The organism is Sphingorhabdus sp. EL138, assembly GCF_945890115.1.
Taxonomy (GTDB): Bacteria; Pseudomonadota; Alphaproteobacteria; order Sphingomonadales; family Sphingomonadaceae; genus Sphingorhabdus_B.
In genome coordinates this window covers 1-18241 of sequence record NZ_CAMDCK010000021.1, presented here as the reverse complement: position 1 = coordinate 18241, position 18241 = coordinate 1, and the positions used below count along the sequence as shown (strand labels likewise).

Annotated in this window: 14 protein-coding genes and 1 tRNA gene; 6 read left to right on the top strand and 9 right to left on the bottom strand. The window is 53.7% G+C overall.

All coding sequences use genetic code 11. The annotated features are described in order from the left end of the window. Positions 1 to 8 precede the first annotated feature (8 nt). The 7 genes from Q0O07_RS09955 to Q0O07_RS09925 are packed head-to-tail and all read right to left on the bottom strand — an operon-like array spanning position 9 to position 8948. On the bottom strand, positions 9 to 515 hold the full coding sequence (locus tag Q0O07_RS09955) for a sarcosine oxidase subunit gamma (protein WP_295493119.1): 507 nt from the start codon (positions 513 to 515) through the stop codon (positions 9 to 11). Beyond that, entirely contained in the window at positions 508 to 3369 is a 2862-nt protein-coding gene (locus tag Q0O07_RS09950; RefSeq protein WP_295493117.1) for a 2Fe-2S iron-sulfur cluster-binding protein, read from the bottom strand. Before Q0O07_RS09950 ends, Q0O07_RS09955 begins: the two co-directional genes overlap by 8 nt. Next, positions 3366 to 3638 (bottom strand): sarcosine oxidase subunit delta, encoded by a 273-nt coding sequence (locus Q0O07_RS09945; protein ID WP_295493115.1) that lies wholly within the window; start codon positions 3636 to 3638, stop codon positions 3366 to 3368. The genes Q0O07_RS09950 and Q0O07_RS09945 overlap by 4 nt, the downstream gene beginning before the upstream one ends. Position 3639: 1 nt before the next feature. Next, on the bottom strand, positions 3640 to 4893 hold the full coding sequence (locus Q0O07_RS09940) for a sarcosine oxidase subunit beta family protein (RefSeq protein ID WP_295493112.1): 1254 nt from the start codon (positions 4891 to 4893) through the stop codon (positions 3640 to 3642). After that, the gene (locus Q0O07_RS09935; RefSeq protein WP_295493109.1) at positions 4890 to 5225 is read right to left on the bottom strand and encodes a cupin domain-containing protein; all 336 of its coding nucleotides are present in this window, start codon (positions 5223 to 5225) and stop codon (positions 4890 to 4892) included. Before Q0O07_RS09935 ends, Q0O07_RS09940 begins: the two co-directional genes overlap by 4 nt. After that, the gene (locus Q0O07_RS09930; protein WP_295493106.1) at positions 5222 to 6436 is read right to left on the bottom strand and encodes an aromatic ring-hydroxylating dioxygenase subunit alpha; all 1215 of its coding nucleotides are present in this window, start codon (positions 6434 to 6436) and stop codon (positions 5222 to 5224) included. Before Q0O07_RS09930 ends, Q0O07_RS09935 begins: the two co-directional genes overlap by 4 nt. Positions 6437 to 6440: 4 nt before the next feature. Continuing rightward, the gene (locus tag Q0O07_RS09925; RefSeq protein ID WP_295493104.1) at positions 6441 to 8948 is read right to left on the bottom strand and encodes an FAD-dependent oxidoreductase; all 2508 of its coding nucleotides are present in this window, start codon (positions 8946 to 8948) and stop codon (positions 6441 to 6443) included. Between the two features lie 237 nt (positions 8949 to 9185). Between Q0O07_RS09925 and purS the strand changes: the two genes are divergently transcribed. Further along, positions 9186 to 9416 carry a phosphoribosylformylglycinamidine synthase subunit PurS gene (gene purS, locus Q0O07_RS09920; protein ID WP_295493102.1) on the top strand — a complete coding sequence of 77 codons (231 nt, stop codon included), beginning with the start codon at positions 9186 to 9188 and terminating at the stop codon, positions 9414 to 9416. Next, positions 9416 to 10081: a phosphoribosylformylglycinamidine synthase subunit PurQ gene (purQ, locus tag Q0O07_RS09915; protein WP_295493099.1), complete on the top strand. Its 666-nt coding sequence runs from the start codon at positions 9416 to 9418 to the stop codon at positions 10079 to 10081. The genes purS and purQ overlap by 1 nt, the downstream gene beginning before the upstream one ends. On the opposite strand, the gene Q0O07_RS09910 is transcribed toward purQ, so the two are convergent. Both Q0O07_RS09910 and Q0O07_RS09905 read right to left on the bottom strand, forming a co-directional pair. Then, complete coding sequence (locus Q0O07_RS09910; RefSeq protein ID WP_295493097.1) at positions 10061 to 10438, bottom strand: hypothetical protein; 378 nt, start codon at positions 10436 to 10438, stop codon at positions 10061 to 10063. The two genes, purQ and Q0O07_RS09910, sit on opposite strands and share 21 nt — an antisense overlap. Before the next feature lie 6 nt (positions 10439 to 10444). Beyond that, positions 10445 to 11176: a queuosine precursor transporter gene (locus tag Q0O07_RS09905; RefSeq protein WP_295493095.1), complete on the bottom strand. Its 732-nt coding sequence runs from the start codon at positions 11174 to 11176 to the stop codon at positions 10445 to 10447. 58 nt (positions 11177 to 11234) lie between these two features. On the opposite strand from Q0O07_RS09905, the gene Q0O07_RS09900 reads away from it, so the two are divergent. The 4 genes from Q0O07_RS09900 (at position 11235) to Q0O07_RS09885 (ending at position 18056) form a co-directional block, all read left to right on the top strand. Then, a tRNA-Arg gene (locus Q0O07_RS09900) sits at positions 11235 to 11311 on the top strand. 820 nt (positions 11312 to 12131) lie between these two features. Continuing rightward, positions 12132 to 14681, top strand: coding sequence for a TonB-dependent receptor (locus Q0O07_RS09895; protein ID WP_295493093.1), 2550 nt, complete (start codon positions 12132 to 12134; stop codon positions 14679 to 14681). Between the two features lie 283 nt (positions 14682 to 14964). Further along, on the top strand, positions 14965 to 16047 hold the full coding sequence (locus Q0O07_RS09890) for a YdcF family protein (protein WP_295493090.1): 1083 nt from the start codon (positions 14965 to 14967) through the stop codon (positions 16045 to 16047). A gap of 2 nt (positions 16048 to 16049) precedes the next feature. Next, positions 16050 to 18056: a glycoside hydrolase domain-containing protein gene (locus tag Q0O07_RS09885; protein ID WP_295493087.1), complete on the top strand. Its 2007-nt coding sequence runs from the start codon at positions 16050 to 16052 to the stop codon at positions 18054 to 18056. Positions 18057 to 18241: the final 185 nt, after the last annotated feature.

Sequence of the window (18241 nt, the reverse complement as noted above, 5' to 3'; positions counted from 1 at the left end):
CCGCTCGGTCAATGGCGTGCCGCCATGGTCATCGCCATCCACAGCCATGCAGAAAAACTGCGCCAAACTTCGACATGAAAGCGATCTTCTGCCGCACGCATGACGATGATTTCGACCGTTTCATAAATGGTTCGCGTCGCTTGACCGACGGCAAATTGGTCAAGATCAAGCGGGCAGCCCGCCATCAAAATTTCCGATGCGCGCGGCCCTTCGACGATAAGGCATATGGACCGTTCGCTAATGTCGGTAATGGCCACAGGCAGCCCTTCCCCTGTCGGGATCGCCGTGCCAACTTCGCTGCGGAAATACCATTCGTCGGGACCAAGGCACATAATGCCGCCATGGGATGCGCCGATTTTCCGTGGTATCTTGACCTTTAACAAGCCTTCCAAATCCTCTGCGTTGCGCGCCCGCAACGCATGACGCTGCATCGGCGGCGCAAGGCTGATACAGACACCCTCGGCTACAAAGGGGGCATCGGACACAGGCTCATGACGAATAAGGGCCTCAGACATGCAGCCGTGCTCCTTCCGGGTCGTAGAAAACAACGCCGCTGACTTTGGCGGTATGCGTCTTGCCTGGCATCGGAATATGGAGCGTATTGCCCGTCATATCATGTCCTCCAGCAACCAGCGCCATCGCAATCGAACGGCCAAGCGTCTCGCTCCAATAGGACGATGTAACATGGCCAATCATCGTCATCGGGATAGGTTGCTTGGGGTCAGCAACAATCTGCGCGCCTTCCTCTAACACAAGATTGGGGTCGTCGGTCAGCAGGCCGACCAACTGCTTACGGCCCAATGCGACGATATCCGAGCGGGCCATGGATCGTTTGCCAACAAAGTCAGGCTTTTTCTTGCCCACGGCCCAATCGAGACCGGCGTCAAAGGGCGTGACCGTGCCGTCAGTATCTTGCCCTACAATGATGAAGCCTTTTTCGGCGCGCAAAACATGCATCGCCTCGGTACCATAAGGCGTGATGCCATATTGCGCGCCCTGCGCCATCAATTGTTCCCATACCGCCCGTCCATAAGCCGTCGGCACGTTGATCTCAAAGCCCAGTTCACCGGTGAAGCTCACGCGGAACAAGCGCGTTTCTATGCCGCATATTCTGCCCTCCCGGATCGCCATATGTGGAAAGGCCTCTGCCGACAGGTCAATGCCCTCCAATAGTGGTTCAAGAACCTTGCGTGCATTGGGGCCTTGCAGGGCGATGACCGCATATTGCTCGGTCGTGCTCGTTAACCAGACGTCAAGGTCGGGCCATTCGGTCTGGAGATAATCCTCCATCATATTCAGCACGCGCGCCGCGCCGCCAGTTGTCGTGGTCAGGTGGAACCGATCTGGTGCCAGCCGTGCCGACACACCGTCGTCGGTGATGAAACCATCTTCCTTCAACAACAGGCCGTAACGGCACCGCCCGGGCTCGAGCGCCTTCCACGGATTGGTATACATGCGGTTTAGGAATTCGGCGGCGTCGGGACCGACAACTTCAATCTTACCCAGCGTCGATGCATCAAAAATACCGACCGACGAACGCACCGCAACACATTCGCGGTTCACGGCGGCATGCATATCTTCCCCTGAATGCGGGAAGTAACGTGCCCTTCGCCATTGCGCTACCAGTTCAAATACCGCGCCATGCGCTTGCGCCCAGTCATCGATATTGGTTGTCCGTGTGGGTTGGAACAAAGCCCCTTTGGCATGTCCGGCCAATGCCCCAAATGTCTGCGGCGTGTAAGGCGGGCGAAAGCTCGTCAGCCCAATATCGGTAACGGGTTTATTCAGCGCAGACGAAGCGATTTGCAAGCCGTTGAGGTTGGATGTCTTACCTTGGTCGGTCGCCATGCCGTTGGTGGTGTACCGCTTGATATGCTCGATAGACCGAAAGCCCTCACGCACCGCAAGCATGATGTCCTTTGCCGTCACATCATTCTGGAAATCGACAAATGCCTTTATACGGCTTTGGTCCTTAGGCGTCGGCAACATATCGATAATTGCGCCCGTGCCAAAATCCCAATCACCTGAACATCCACCAACACAATGCACATTTTCATTTGGCACATCTGGGACATAAGCACCCAGGTCATCGCGCCATTTCAGGCTGCCCTTGCTGTGCGACCATAAATGCACGCTTGGCGTCCAGCCCCCCGCCATCAATAGCGCATCGCAATCAATGCGGCTTACCCGTTGATCGCCATAATCGCAGATGTCGATGGAACTGACATTATGCCTGCCGTTCACGCCAACAACGCCGTGGTTCAAGTAAACTGTGATGCCCAGACGGCTAGCCTCGAGTATTAACGCGCTGTCTACGCTTTCACGAACATCGATAATGACGGAAATGCCAACGCCCGCTTTGGCCAGTGCAAATACATCATGCCAACCGCTATCGTGCGATGCCATTAACGCGAGCGCTTTACCCACCGCTACCCCGTAACGATTGGCATAGACCTTCGCAGCGGACGACAGCATGACGCCGGGCGTGTCATTGCCATCGAAAACAAGCGGTCGTTCGATTGCACCTTGTGCCAGCACGACTTCACCTGCCCTGATGCGCCATAATTTCTCGCGCGGCGCATCCGTTACATCAGGAAGATGGTCGGTCAGCCGCTGTACCGCGCCAATGAAATTGTCGTGATAATAACCGAACGCTGTCGTGCGCGTCAGGATTGTAACATTGGGTGCATCGGTCAATGCTTTGACGCTACGCTCCAGCCATGGCCATAAAGCAGGGTCGGCCAAAGCACCGCCGCCCAATTCATCCTGCTCATCTATCAGGACAATCCGCTTGTTCGTATCCATAAAGCCAAGTGCGGCGTCGATACCGGCGGGCCCTGCGCCAATAATCAATAGATCACAATGGGCGTAGGTTGATGCATAAACATCGGGATCTTCGGTGGTCGGCGCATCGCCAAGTCCCGCCATTTTGCGAATGGCTGGTTCGTATACTCTGTCCCAAAAAGAACGCGGCCACATGAATGTTTTGTTGTAAAAACCTGCTGGAAAAAACATGCCCAGCCGGTCGTTAATAGCACCAAAGTCCATCGCCAAAGATGGCCAGCGATTTTGACTGGTCGCAATGAGTCCATCGTGAATTTCAACACCCGTCGCCCGCAAATTAGGGGTAAATCGCCCTGGTCCACGATTGACCGAAATCAGGGCATTTGGTTCCTCGCTGCCCGCCGCAACTAGCCCGCGCGGGCGGTGATATTTGAAGGATCTGCCAAACAGCATGACACCATTGGCGAGCAAAGCCGACGCCAAACTATCGCCCGCAAAGCCCTGATAGGTCTTGCCGTCGAAATCGAATCGAACAGGCTGGCTGCGGTCAATGCGTCCGCCAGTTTCAAGGCGAAAGCCACTCATCGGCGCGGCTCCCCAGCTTTATAGGTTGTTTCAAATTTATCGGTCACTGTATCGCGCACCGCGTTAAAGAAACGTCCGCACCCATGGATATGCCGCCAGCGTTCATGGTGCCGCCCACGCGGGTTGGCGCGAATGAACAGATAGGTCTCCCAATCCGCGTCGCTTTGACCGGATGGGTCGAGCGGCCGCGCGATATGCGCTTGTCCTGCATTGGCAAATTCAATTTCGGGACGCTTCTCGTCACAATATGGGCAGTGGATCAGGATCATATCAATGCGCCACTGCTGCTGCTGCCGCTTCGTCAATCAACCGGCCATTACGGAAACGGTCGAGATTGAACGGGGCGTTGATATCATGCGGTTGATCTTTTGCAATGGTATAGGCCAACAAATCCCCTGCCCCCGGCGTGGCCTTAAACCCGCCCGTGCCCCAACCACAGTTCACGTAAAGCCCCTTGACCGGCGTCTTACCCAAAATCGGCGATCGATCGGGCGTCACATCGACGATGCCGCCCCATGTCCGCAACATCCGCATCCGACGGTAAATCGGAAAAATCTCGCAAATGGCCGCCAGAGTATGTTCCACAATGTGCAGCGCACCGCGTTGCGAATAGCTGACATATTGATCTGTTCCCGCGCCAATCACCAACTCGCCCTTGTCCGACTGGCTCATATAGGCGTGGACCGTGTTCGACATCACGACGCATGGGAAAGTCGGTTTGATCGGTTCAGACACCAGTGCCTGCAGAGGATAGCTTTCGAGCGGAAAGTCGAGGCCGGCCATTTGCATGATAACCGACGTGTTACCCGCAGCCGATACGCCAACACGCTTTGCCCCTATATAACCGCGTGTGGTTTCCACGCCCTCTACGGCGCCATCGGCACCGCGACGAATACCCGTCACGGCGCAGTTCTGAATGATATCGACGCCCAAAGCAGCCGCCGCACGCGCATAGCCCCAGGCCACCGAGTCATGCCGCGCAGTGCCGCCGCGCCGTTGCAGCGCCGCGCCCAAGACCGGGTGCCGCGCATCCGGCGATATATTCAACGGCGGGCAGTAAGCCTTGGCCTGTTCGGGCGTCAGCCATTCATTATCAACACCGTTGAGGCGGTTGGCGTTAATGTGCCGTTGAAGGCTTTGTACGTCATGCACATTGTGCGCGAGCATCATGACGCCGCGCTTGGAATACATGATGTTATAGTTCAGCTCCTGACTGAGGCCATCCCACAATTTCACCGCGTGATCGTAAAGATGCGCGCTTTCGTCATACAGATAGTTGGAGCGGATGATCGTCGTATTCCGTCCGGTATTGCCGCCACCGATCCAGCCCTTTTCAAGCACGGCGACGTTGGTGATCCCATATTTCTTGGCGAGATAATATGCCGCGCCCAGACCATGCCCGCCGCCGCCGACGATAATCGCGTCATAAGCTGGCTTCGGCGCAGCATCGGGCCATTGTTCAGGCCAATTTTGGTGCCCACCAAACGCCTTCGTAAACAGGCTTAACGCGCTGAAGCGGGTCATGCGGCACCTGCAACCAGAGGGGTGTAAACGATTACCATCGTACATCCGTTTTTGCTGCCTGCCCGATGCATCGTGCCCGGCATACGCAATAGGAAATCACCTGCACCATAGCTGGCATCATCATCAAAAAAATCACCTTCAATGACGTAGATCTGCTCGATCTCGTCATGTGCGTGCATCTCGCCCAAGGGGCCGGCGGCAATTTTCGTCAGCATCGTGCGGTACCCGCGCGGATCATCGATAAGCGAAAGGTTGGTCTCACCAGACCGCTTGCCCGGCTTCCAGCCATCGCCCGTCATCTTTATCGAACCTGATATGGGAAGTGTCGTCATCTTGTCTCCGCCTTCAACGCCGCCTTGGCTCGGTCGACATAGAAATCTTTGAAATCCTCAACCAGCTTTTCCTCGACCGCATAGGGCCCTTGTACATAGCCGTCATTCGCAATGCCTTGATGGTTAACCATAGAGAAATGTCCATCTTGCACATTCGTAGCCCGCCACAATGCGGCAAGATGATCAGGATCGTAATCAACCCCTTCAACAGCATCCTTATGCACGAGCCAGCTTGTCCGAAGCAGAGTTTTGTCGGGGCCAATCGGAGTCAGAGAAAATGTGACCACATGATCGCAACAAAAATGGTGCCAGCTATTGGGCTGAGTCCAGACCGAGAGGCTCGATGTTTCCGGCGCCTTGAATGGCCCAATCAGTTTTTGGCACGCAAGCTTGCCATCAATCGATTGCGTCACCGCGCCATTTGCCAATGCCAAACGCGCAACCCGATGCCACCAGCCATCGGGAAACTCGACTAAATCATGGTCAATGCCTAACGCCTGCCATTCTGCACGTTTTTCTTCCAGGTAATCATCGGCAGGCGCGTCCTTGCCGAACCCTGTTGTTCCTAACACGCTGATCAGTTCGGGGTGGCCCGCGTCGCAATGATAGCATTCGCGGTTATTTTCCATAACCAGCTTCCAATTGGCGTCTTCGATATAATCATCCTGCACCGCGACCTTTAGATTTTCGAGGTCATAGACAGCGATCTGGTTCACAATGTCAGCTTTCACGCGATCTATCGGCGGCGGATTGTCGCTTAGGCAGATGAATATCAGCCCACCGACATTTTCCAGCGCAACTGGACTCAAGCCATGGTCTGCCTTGTCGAAATCATCTGCCATACTGCGCGCAGCCAATAACTGCCCATCAAGGCCATAGGTCCATTGATGATAAGGACACATCAAACGTGGCGCACGACCGCGCTGTTCAAGGCAAACCTTTGCACCGCGATGCCGACAACTATTCCAAAATGCCCGCACCTCATTATCGCGCCCACGCACGATGATGATGGAGTTATCGGCAAGTTCGAACAGGAAATAATCACCCGGATTTTTCACATGGGCGACGGTGCAGGCATATAGCCAGACCGATTTGAGCATGACCTGCGTATCGAATGCGAACGCTTCATCACTGACATATAAGCCACGCGGTAGCGTATGACCTTTGCGGTCATTGGCAAGCCAGTTGGCGATCGGGACGAAGTGCGACACGGGTTTAGCTCCTAAGTGCCATGTTGTCAGGATCGAAGGGTGAATCGGTTATGATCGTCGCTTTATGCCGAACGCCTAAAATGAGGATTTCCAATTCCGCGCCCGGTACTGCCAAATCCGGCCGGACCATCGCAAGCGCAAGCGACTTGCCGACGCGCCAGCCATAGCCACCCGATGTCACTCGGCCAACCAAATCATCGCCCTGATAAATGGGTTCAGACCCACGTGCGTCGGCATCGGTGACACCATGCACTTCCATGGTGACCAGCTGGTTCGCGCTACCGCGTTCCTTCCACGCCAGCAACGCTTCCCGTCCAAAAAATGATGGTTTCTTGAGGCTGATAAAACGGTCCAAGCCGCTTTCATAAGCCGAATATTCAACCGACAATTCGCGTGGGATAAGCTTGTAGCTTTTTTCCAGCGCCATGGACGTCATCGCGCGGATGCCGAATGGCTTAATGTCGAACGCAGCCCCGGCCTCCATCAGTCTGTCGAAAATATAATTCTGCATTTCAATCGGATGGTGGATTTCCCAACCCAGCTCGCCAATGAAGTTCACCCGCAACGCGTCGACTTGCGCTAGGCCAATGCTCATTTTCTTACCCGTCAGCCATGGGAAGGCCTCGTTTGACAAATCCGTGTCGGTCAGTTGTGCCAGCACGTCGCGCGACCGTGGGCCAGCGAGCACCAGCACGCCCATGGACGTTGTTAGCCGTTCGAAATTGACGGAGCCATCTTTTGGCATGGCCTTTTTCAGATAATCATGGTCGTGCCGCTCATATGCGCCTGCCGACACCAGATAATAACGCTGCGGCCCAACTTTATAGACCGTGAATTCACTGCGGACGCCGCCTTTGTGGGTGAGCAAATAGGACAAAGTGACGCGTCCGACCTTTTTGGGCACTGCATTTGTCAGCAATTGGTCCAGCCAGCTTTCCGCGCCCGGTCCCGATATCTCACATTTGGCAAAAGCGCTCATATCCTGAATGCCGACATGCTTCGTCACGTGCAGGCATTCATTACCGACATGTTCGAAATAATTGGAGCGGCGGAACGACCATTTTTCACGGACGGGTTCGCCGGACACGACGGGATGATTGTCATTCAACAAGACATCGGGCTTGTCGAGATCGGCTTCGCTTAATGTATAGCCAGCCGGCGCAAACCAATTGGGGCGTTCCCAGCCAAATACACTGCCAAACACCGCGCCAAGTGCCTTCATCCGGTCATAGCATGGCGTGCGCCGTAACGCCCGCCCCGCCTCGCGTTCTTCATCGGGATAATGCACCGTGAAGACCTTGGCATAGGCCTCCTCATTCTTTTCGACCAGAAAGCCCCGACCAGCATATTCGCCAAAGCGGCGCGGATCGACGCCCATCATATCGATGGTGGGTTCCCCGTCCACAATCCAGTGCGCCAACTGCCAACCCGCGCCGCCTGCGGCCGTGATCCCAAAGCTGTGCCCTTCGTTCAGCCAGAAGTTTTTCAGGCCCCATGCCGGTCCGATGATCGGCGATCCGTCGGGTGTGTAGGCAATCGCGCCGTTATAGACTTTCTTGATGCCCACTTCGCCAAAGGCAGGCACGCGGTTCATTGCCGCGACGATATATGGCTCGAGCCGCTCGAGTGCATCAGGAAACAATTCATATTCGCTGTTCGCAGCAGGGCCATCAACATAGCAAGCGGGCGCGCCGACTTCATATGGCCCAAGCAACAGGCCGCCAGCTTCCTCACGCATATAATAGCTCGCGTCAGATTCGCGCAGCACGCCCATTTCCGGCAGACCAGCCTTTTTGCGCTCCATGATTGCAGGATGTTGTTCAGTCACCAGATATTGGTGCTCGACTGGGATGACAGGAATATCCAACCCAACCATCGCCCCTGTTTGCCGCGCAAAGTTACCCGAACAGGATATGACGTGCTCGCACATGATGTCCCCCTGATCCGTGGAGACCAGCCACTCACCATTGGGTTGCTGCGCGATACCGGTAACCGTTGTATTGCGATAAATCGTCGCCCCGCATTGCCGCGCACCTTTTGCTAGCGCCTGCGTAAGGTCGGCAGGCTGGATATAGCCGTCATCGGGATGCTGAATCGCGCCAATGACACCGTCCATATTGGCAAGCGGCCAAATCTCTTTAACCTGTTCTGGCGTTAGGAAGTTGACATCAACACCAATAGTGCGGGCAACACCGGCGTAATAATGATATTCATCCATCCGGTCCTTGGTCGTCGCGAGTCGGATATTGGTAACTTGCGACAATCCGGCATGCAGCCCTGTTTCGGCCTCCAACGTGGGATATAGAGCCACCGAATATTGATGCAACTTGCCGACGGAATAGCTGAGATTAAATAAAGGCAGAAGCCCGGCGGCATGCCATGTTGACCCCGAAGTCAGTTCCTTGCGCTCTAGCAAGACAACATCGCCCCACCCCATTTTGGCGAGATGATACAGAGTGCTCACGCCTACAACGCCGCCACCAATCACTACCGCCCGTGCCGTTTTTTTCATTTTATCCACTCAACTTTATGAGGATGTGGCTATGTCAGATGACATGGCGGTGCCGCAATTGGATTGCGCCCCAATTAGTCCTATATAGTTTTTTCTAATGTTAAATATTAGCTTGTAGCATGATTTCCAAACGCCACGCTTTCCAAGCCGCGTTAAAATACGATTGAGGTCAGCTTACGCTTGAATCGCACGTGGCGGCTTCTATAGAAACGGAAACTGGCAAGTGGACGGGTCCTCATGAAAACGCGCATTTTTGTAACATTAAAAAACGGTGTGCTCGACCCGCAAGGAAAAGCCATCCATCACGCCATAGAGGGCTTGGGTTTTTCGGGCGTTCATGACGTACGGGCCGGACGCCTCATCGAAATCGAACATGAGTCGGGCGTTTCAAAGGCTGACTTGGAAACGATGTGTACCAAGTTACTAGCCAATATGGTTATTGAGAATTTCGAGATTGAGCAGGCCTGATGCGCGCGGCAGTTATCCAATTTCCGGGTTCTAATTGTGATCGTGACATGGCCGTTGCCATTCGCGACATTACAGGTGCCGAAACGACTTTGGTTTGGCACGGCGCTGGTGAACTGCCCGATGGGCTTGATCTTATCGCTATTCCTGGCGGTTTCTCTTATGGCGATTATCTGCGGTCCGGTGCCATGGCTGCGCGCTCTCCGGTTATGCAGGCGGTCATTAAGGCCGCAGAACGCGGGGTCCCCGTTCTGGGTGTGTGCAATGGCTTTCAAATTTTAACAGAAGCAGGCCTGTTGCCCGGCGCGCTCATGCGCAATGCAGGGATCCGCTTTGTGTGCCGCACAGTTGGCCTGACGGTCGAAAATGATCGCTCTGTTTTTACCAGCGGCTATTCAGTCGGTGAACAGATCCGAATTCCCGTTGCGCATCATGACGGCAATTATTTCGCCGACAGCGATACACTTGATAGGCTTGAAGGCGAAGGCCGTGTTGCTTTCCGCTACGCCGAAAACGTCAATGGTTCAGCGCGCAACATTGCGGGCGTATTGAGCGCCGCCGGAAATGTGCTGGGCATGATGCCTCACCCCGAACGCATGACCGAAGCCGTGCATGGCGGGTTAGACGGGCGTCGCTTGTTTGAGGGGTTATTGCGGCAAATCGCTTGACGGCGCGGTGGGCCTGACGAGATCCGCTTTCTGTCGCGGGTATAACAAACGCCCCAATATCAAGATCACAGTTGGCCAGAACATGGTGTTGTAAATGTCATGCAAAGCTGCATCCATTACAGCCTCGCCAGGTGCTGCACCCCTCAAATCGGCATACTCATTAAATAACTGGGCGACAAATACGATTAACCAGCACCACGGGCTGTCGGGCCTGCGCCGTAACACCAAAGCCGATACGCATAAGATCAAAAGCGCCCCATGAACGTGCATCGCATCATTGGTCAGGCCAACTGTTTCGATCAGCCAGGTTTTATAGCTAACCCAATGCTCGGCCAGAAGCTGCACACGGTCCTGCATGACGGCCTATATTTTTGTTTTGAATGGCGAAAAATTTGTATCTTGGTCAAAAATCTCGACGCCCTCTTTGCGCTTCAGCCAGCCAACAACGCCATAAGTGACGGGCGTCAACACAACTTCCCAGCCCACTTTCAACAGCCAGTTGGTAATCATAACACTGATAACCTGCTCGTTGCTCCACACCCCCCAAAAGGCGAGCGGATAAAAAATGAGGCTATCGATGCCTTGCCCCACAATCGTTGAACCAATGGTGCGCGACCATAAATGCTTTCCAGCAGTCCAAATTTTCATACGTGCCATGACATAGCTGTTTACAAACTCGCCCGCCCAAAACGCGGTGATGGAGGCAATGACGATCCGCCAGACTTGTCCAAACACGCTTTCATACGCCGCTTGCCCTTCCCAACCGGGTGCGGGCGGCAAGGTAACAACAACCCAGCTCATAAAGGCCATGAACACAAGCGCGACAAAGCCAACCCAGATGACACGACGCGCGCGCGCATAGCCATAGACTTCTGTCAGGACGTCGCCAATGACGTAGCCTAAGGGGAAGAACAATATCCCAGCGCCAAAAATCCATTGCTCGCCCGATATTGTCAGCGCCGCAGGCTTGGCTGCACCGATGATGTTGGAAAGCAACAAAATGGCGACAAAGGCCGCCATAACAAAATCATAATAGCGAAACTGGCGGCCAGCAACGTCACTTGCGCTTTGGGAGATAATTGGAGTGTCCTGCATAATTTGACATAAGCAGCTTTGCGTTCGCGCGCAAAGCCGTTATTGCGCGAAACAGCGCGCGCCCTTAGCTCAGCTGGATAGAGCGCGAGACTTCTAATCTTGAGGCCACAGGTTCGACTCCTGTAGGGCGCGCCAATTGCGAACATAACCGCGAACATTTTGCGGGCCGTCTTTTCGGCCTGAAACCGCTCCTGCCAGTACGTTGGTATCCCCGATAATCCGGATCTTTTCTTTGCTCACTTCGATGCGCGTGATGATTGATCGCAAATATGCACGGCGGGCCTGCGCCTCGCCCTTCAGCAGTTTGTCCTGTGCAAGTTTAGCGAACGCCGCGATCCTGTCAGGTGTCAATTCTTGGCTGGTCGAAGCTTGCACGTGGATTCGATCAAGCGAGGTTTGAACGATGTCGCGTTCTTGCTTGATGGTTGCGATTCGCACTTTGAGGTCGTCGTCGAGCTCTACAATGCCGTCTTCGATGGCGCGGTAAAGCCGGGCTAGCTTTTCTTGTTTGTCCTTGCGTTCGGCTTCTAGCCGACCCCGCCGATCATCTACGGCAGCATCTTTGGTATTTGTCCGCTTCACGAGCGCCCCAAGAATTATGGCCATCCGCTCAGGATTAAATAGCTGCTGGGTCACATTGTCCAGAATTAGCCCGTCCAGTTTTTCAAGCGGTATGTTGCCGCCCTTGCAAACAGACCGACCGCCGAGCTTACAGCCAGCGCAGCTATAATAACTGTAGATTTTGCCGCGACGTCGTTGACCCGCAGGCTGCAGATTGCAGTTTCGACACCGCTGTATCTTCGTCAGTTATGTTTCGGCGCGTGGCGGAGCCGCATAAAGACTAAGTCTGTAATATATATATTAAATCTGAAATACAGCTGAAGCAAATTAGATGTCGATTAGACGCAAAGCTCCCGTATGGCGCGCTCAAGTATCACAAAAACAGGGACGCGTAATGATTTCTAGAAACTATCTTCGACTGACTATTGGCCTTTTTGGCTCAACCAGTCTGCTTGCATACACAGCTCCAGCCGTCGCTGCAGATCAGCCAATGGCAGCGACAAAGTCTGTCGGCAATGCCGAGGTCGAACAGACCGATGCTGACGATAATGACAACGCACAGATCGTTGTTACTGGCTCAGCGCGCGCAGAGCGCCGTTTCGATGTTTCGTATGCCGTCAATTCGCTGTCGCAAGACGATGTACTGGCCGCCGCGCCGAAAAACTATGCAGAGTTGCTTGGCAATGTCCCTGGAATTCATATCGAAGCCACAGGCGGTGAAGTTCAGAATATCACGCGTGTCCGTGGTATCCCCACCGACCGGGGATATCTTATTTTTCAACAGGACGGTTTGCCGCTATATCACGAAATTGATGGGTATTTCTTCAACTCTGGCGAAGGCATGAACCGGTTCGACCTTATGACTGAGCGCGTTGAAATCGTGCGCGGTGGTCCGGCCCCGATTTACAGCAGCAACGCAGCCGCGATTGCCAACAATATAACGGTAACGGGTGGTGAAGTGGCCCGGGGCAAGGCGCAATTAACGCTTGGAGATACCGGGCTGTATCGTACCGACGGCATGCAATCCGGCAAGCTGGGCGAGAAAACATATTTTGCCATTGGCGGCTTTCTGCGTCACCATGACGGTTACCGCGACAGCGGATTTCCAAGCGACCAAGGTGGGCAGATCCGTGCGAATTTAAAGCGTGAATTGACCAACGGCTTTGTCAAATTAACGGGAACATACGTCAACGATAAGAATCTATTTTATCTTCCGATCCCGGTTGCAGATCCGCGCAACCCAGCGATCTCTTTGAATCCGTATCTTGACTACCACACCGGAAACACCTCTTCACCTTCATTGCGTGGGTTGAACATGAGTTACCGGACCGGCACCGGTGCAGTTGAAACATTAAGTCGCGATCTGGCCAATGGCCGCCACATGCGGTTCGGTAATGTCGGGTTGCAATATGAAGGTGATTTTGGTGGCTATTTGTTCTCCGCCAAAATGGGAGTCACAAGCGGTAAAAACAGCTTTGACGCGCTTTATTCAACGACAAACCCAGCTACGGCAACTACCTTTGCAAATGGCTTTCTAACGGCAGCCAATACCGCATTTGGTTCGGTGGCTAATCCAGTCACACGCATTGGATATGCGATTGCGGGCACGAACGGCGCAACGCTGTACGATCCCAGCACAGCTTCCGGCCTTGTATTGTCTGCGCAGTACCGCGCAGTCGAAGCGAAATTCAATTCGACGCAAGCTGACTTCAGCGTCACGAAAGAATTTGCGACAGGCTTAGGCACCCATGACATTAAGATCGGTGGCTATGGATCCATTTATGGAACAACGGCCTTTGCCGTTTACAATGACATGCTACTTGAATTGGCCGGCAAGCCTCGAACCCTTGATTTGGTAGCGTACAATGCCGCTAACCAGATTTTGGGTTATGTTACCGACAATGGAACACTGCGCGCTTCAACAACGCTCACCGATGGCGATAGCAATGGTAAAGTCATTGCATTCTACGCAAACGACACGTGGGAAATTACGCCTGATCTCCGGTTGGATGCGGGCATCCGTAAAGAATGGATCAACCTTTCAGGTTATACCTTACTTTCGGCAGGCGGCGTAAATCTCGGTAAAGCAGGCACGCTCGCGGACGACAATACGCGCGGCTTCACAGGCCAAAAGGTAACGCGGGATCTAGACACATCTGCTACCAATTGGACAGTGGGATTAAGCTACGATTTTGCCGACAATATCGGCGCTTATGGTCGCGTATCCAATCTTGAAGTGCCACCAGGCGCTGGTATCGCGCTCAATGCTGCACCAACCATTATCAAGACTCGTCTGCGTCAATATGAAGCAGGTTTAAAAGCGGACTTTGGCCGGTCGTATATCTATTTGACTGGGTTTTATACCGATTTCGATCCCTTTAATGCGTCGTTCGTAGCGTTTAACCCGGTGACAGGCCGTAACGACCAGACAGTTCCATTTGTTGGCCAAGCTGTCGCAAAAGGTGTTGAAGTCGATGGGCGCTTTGCACCAACGAGTTGGTTCGATCTTTCTGCATCGGTAACCTTTGCTGATCCACAATATCGCAACCTTGAAAACAACTCGGGCGCAGATCCAAGTGCGGTGAACGGCAACCAGATAATTCGTGAGCCCAAATTGTTCGGTAACATTCGTCCGACATTTAACTTCGACTTGGGCGGCGCGAATTTGGAAATCCGTGGCCAATATGACTTTGTGGGTGAGCGTTTTGTTGACTTGTTTAACCGCACGTCATTGCCTGCCTATCAAACTTTTGGGGCAAGCGCAGCGATCACCACAGGCAGCTGGCGCTTCCAAATTGTCGGTGACAATCTGACTAATGCAAAAGGCCTGACTGAAGGTAATCCGCGTACGGACCAATTGGCGGGGCAAGATGCTTCTGAGGCAATATACGGCAGACCTCTATTCGGTCGGAATTTCCGCCTAATCGTCAGCAAAAGTTGGTAGTAGAAAAACGTAAGCTTACTTCTGTGTTTTGAGTAATGTTAACATCGGCTGGTCTTCCCTGACCGCCGATGTTGACTGCTGTATATATTTTGAATGAAAAGGCGAAAAAACGATGCGCTGTCTGTCATGGGTTGTTGTGCTTTTCGCCGCGCTGATTGCAGCGCCTCCCTCGGCAAGAGCGCAAGATCCGCGAGGATATAATTCAGTTCTAGATGAGTCGTTGGAAGCGCGGGTTTTTCCATTGTTTTCCTATTTTCTTGCCCTGCCTGCTTGGCAAGAATCGTTGGCGGCCGATCCAGCTCTGCAGCGCTTGGCATTGGAGCGTGCAGCGCGTGTGCCAGCTGAAGCCTGCACAGCTGCTCCGCAGTGCATTACCGATGCTTGGGTCTGGACTGACGAAGATATCAAATTGGTTGATTTAAGACTGCGAAGCTTAGTGAAGCAGTCCAACCTGGCGGATGCTTTGATAAAGCAGCATATGCGACCATCAGCTCGTTTCGCACGGCATGAGGCTGTGAATGACGCGGACTTGCTATCTGCGGCATGGCAGGATGCTGCGCGCGGCAACAATCGTGTTATCGCGGTATATGGGCAAGGCAAAGCGCCAATGTATCCCAAAATCGACTCGATGATTTTCGACACGACAAGTGCTGAATTTCCAAACCTGATGCGTGTGCATAGTGTTGCGACCGCTAGCCTAACACAGGCTACCGATATATTTTTTCAACCTGCTGTGCGGTTCGCAGCAGGATTGCTTATGATGAATGAGCGAACAGAGGCCGCCGCGTTCAGACCCTTGTTGGAAGGAGTGAATGCAGCGACCGTTAAGGAAATATCGAACACCAATTGGGCGCGATATGCATATCCGGCGATCCTTGTTTTCGGACATGGACCAGAGGATCCTCAATCAGGAACTGGCCCATTGGCGCATGTACGCCTTCGCCTTGCGGCACAGATGTTTGTGCGTGGTCTGGCTCCTTTCGTCATTGTGTCTGGTGGTAACGTTCATCCAAACCGGACAAAGTCGAACGAGTCCGTGGAGATGAAGCGCCTTTTGGTGGAGTTGCATAATATCCCTTCAAACCGGATATTGATTGAACCTCACGCCCGCCACACGACAACCAATTTACGCAATAGCGCGCGCCTACTTTTCGCAACGGGCGTTCCCACCGATCGCCCATCGCTGATTGTGTCCGACCACCTCACAATTCAGTATATCAAAAGCAATGTACTGTTTGACCGCAATATGCGTGAAATGGGTGTGCAGCCTGGTCGGGTGGAAGCTGGCCCTGACAAATTCACAGCCTTATTTACCCCTGATCGAACAGCATTTTATGTCGAAGTGACTGACCCGCTCGACCCATGATTATGCGCCAGGTTCTTGTGTTCGCTGTATCTTGCAGCGGCTTTCTGTGTTCTGTCGCGGCAAGCGCGGAGACGCCTGCTGAATTGGTGAACCCCTTTGTTGGCACTTTGGCTGACTTTGGACAGCTTAGCCCGGCTGCAGTCGCACCATTTGGTATGGTGCAAATCGGCCCTGATACGCGGCCTGCAAACCATGCGGGCTATGATTTTGCAGCCAGCCAGATTGCAGGATTTTCGCATACCCGTGCCGTTGGAGTAGGCTGTGGCGGTGCAGGTGGCGATGTCCGCGTCATGCTGTCGTACGTCGGCGATCCAGCTTTGGCGCAAATCGACAAGTCCAGCGAGAAGGCAAGTGCTGGCTATTATCGCGTGACGTATGGCGGGGATGCATCTGTTCCCGGTATCCAAGCGGAAATGACCGCAACGCGCGGCGCTGGTGCAATGCGTTTCACTGTGCCCCGCAGCGGTCAGATGGAATTGACGGTAAATTTTGCGGCGCAATATACGCGGCATGGTTCCGCAATATGGACTTCAGCTGATGATGGTGCGTTAAAAGCCAGTTTTTCGGCCGGCACAGTTTGCGATGCGGGGACATATCATCTGCATTCTTCAACGCGATTAGCGCATCGCGGCAGAACAGTTCACGCGAAGTGGCGGGGAGAATCGGATAAGCTGGCGTCTACGGTGCTGACTGTAAAGGCCGGGGATACCATCGAGGTTCAGACTGGTCTGTCTTCTATCGATCCGGCTGCTGCTGCAATTGTTCGATCAGCAGAGATGGGGCAGCGCAGATTTGATAACATCGTTTCAATGGCGCGCGCGAACTGGAACCGCGAATTTAAACGTCTCGAAATCACAGGGACCCGTCAAGAGCGCGCTTTGTTCTACAGTTCTCTCTTTCGTGTCATGCAAACACCTGTAGCCATTGCGGACCCCGATGGTCGATTTAGAGGTAGCGACGGGCAAATTGCGGTGCTCAAAAACGGCGAGCAACATTATACAAGCTGGGCCATGTGGGATAATTATCGCACGCAGATGCCGCTGCTAGCCCTTATTGATCCTCAACGTGCGCAGGACATAGCGCGCTCTTTGGTCAGACTATACGGTAGCGGAAAACAACGCTGGGCCACCCAGAATGAACCCTTCTTGACAGTACGTACTGAGCATTCTGGTATCACCCTGTTAGATTTTCGGCGTAAGGGCATATTAGGTTTTGACGCGCAGGCGGCGTTGAATGGCATGGCAGCTGAAAGCGACACCCTGGCGCGCGGCACTCCCGATGAACAGATCGAAGCTGCCTATGATGACTGGGCGGTCGCTGAGTTAGCGGATGATTTGAAGATACCAAAGATTGCCGAGCGCCACAGGCAGCTTGCCGTTTCATACCGCCCAATGTGGTTGGAAACATTTAAAAATTTAGGGCCAGATCAAGATATCGTAAAGGCGCGCGGGCTTTATCAGGGCACCTTGGCCCAATATCGATGGGCAGCTGTGTTTGACCTGCCATGGCTAAAGGTTGCGATGGGGGAACAGTTTCAGCCAGAGCTAACGCGCTTCTTTGCAGACAATCTGTTCAATATGACGAACCAGCCCGATATACATGTTCCGTATCTATTGGCATGGGACGGGGACCGTGGGGCATCCACCACCATTGTACGTCGTTATCTGACAGAGGAAGTCGTACACCGCTATACCAATTCAGCCGTGCGCGCCGTGCCCTTTATCGGGCGCAGTTTTGATCTCGCGCCACAGGGCGCTGCCGACGGTATGGATGATGATGCTGGGACGATGAGCGCTTGGTACATCTGGTCAACGCTCGGTCTTTATCCAATCACGCCTGGGCAGCCTTATTACGTGGTGACTAAGCCGCAGGTGCCGTCCGCGATCATCCGACCGAGCAAGTCGAAACGGATATTTCTCAACCGAGATGCTGAGGGCCGTTTGCAAATTGATGGTGTGCCTATCGTTGATACCACCATATCCCATTCCGAATTCACAACCGGCAACTAATTTCTGAGTTCGAACCGAAAGCTGCTTGTCCGCTCTCGACCCACTTGCGGACGTTTGTTAGGTCAGGCACGCTTTCCAAAAGTCGCCGCACATAATTACATGGTTCGACAGCCTAGTCGCGCAGTTTGTCCAAACCCATCCTGAGTTCGCGCAGTTTTGGAAGGAGCGCCTGCATTTCAGAATTT

Coding starts and splice junctions, on each gene's coding strand:
- Q0O07_RS09925 (WP_295493104.1), bottom strand. CDS start 8,948: ATGAAAAAAACGGCACGGGCGGTAGTGATTGGTGGCGGCGTTGTAGGC.
- Q0O07_RS09955 (WP_295493119.1), bottom strand. CDS start 515: ATGTCTGAGGCCCTTATTCGTCATGAGCCTGTGTCCGATGCCCCCTTT.
- Q0O07_RS09935 (WP_295493109.1), bottom strand. CDS start 5,225: ATGACGACACTTCCCATATCAGGTTCGATAAAGATGACGGGCGATGGC.
- Q0O07_RS09950 (WP_295493117.1), bottom strand. CDS start 3,369: ATGAGTGGCTTTCGCCTTGAAACTGGCGGACGCATTGACCGCAGCCAG.
- Q0O07_RS09885 (WP_295493087.1), top strand. CDS start 16,050: ATGCGCCAGGTTCTTGTGTTCGCTGTATCTTGCAGCGGCTTTCTGTGT.
- Q0O07_RS09905 (WP_295493095.1), bottom strand. CDS start 11,176: ATGCAGGACACTCCAATTATCTCCCAAAGCGCAAGTGACGTTGCTGGC.
- purS (WP_295493102.1), top strand. CDS start 9,186: ATGAAAACGCGCATTTTTGTAACATTAAAAAACGGTGTGCTCGACCCG.
- Q0O07_RS09910 (WP_295493097.1), bottom strand. CDS start 10,438: ATGCAGGACCGTGTGCAGCTTCTGGCCGAGCATTGGGTTAGCTATAAA.
- Q0O07_RS09895 (WP_295493093.1), top strand. CDS start 12,132: ATGATTTCTAGAAACTATCTTCGACTGACTATTGGCCTTTTTGGCTCA.
- purQ (WP_295493099.1), top strand. CDS start 9,416: ATGCGCGCGGCAGTTATCCAATTTCCGGGTTCTAATTGTGATCGTGAC.
- Q0O07_RS09945 (WP_295493115.1), bottom strand. CDS start 3,638: ATGATCCTGATCCACTGCCCATATTGTGACGAGAAGCGTCCCGAAATT.
- Q0O07_RS09940 (WP_295493112.1), bottom strand. CDS start 4,893: ATGACCCGCTTCAGCGCGTTAAGCCTGTTTACGAAGGCGTTTGGTGGG.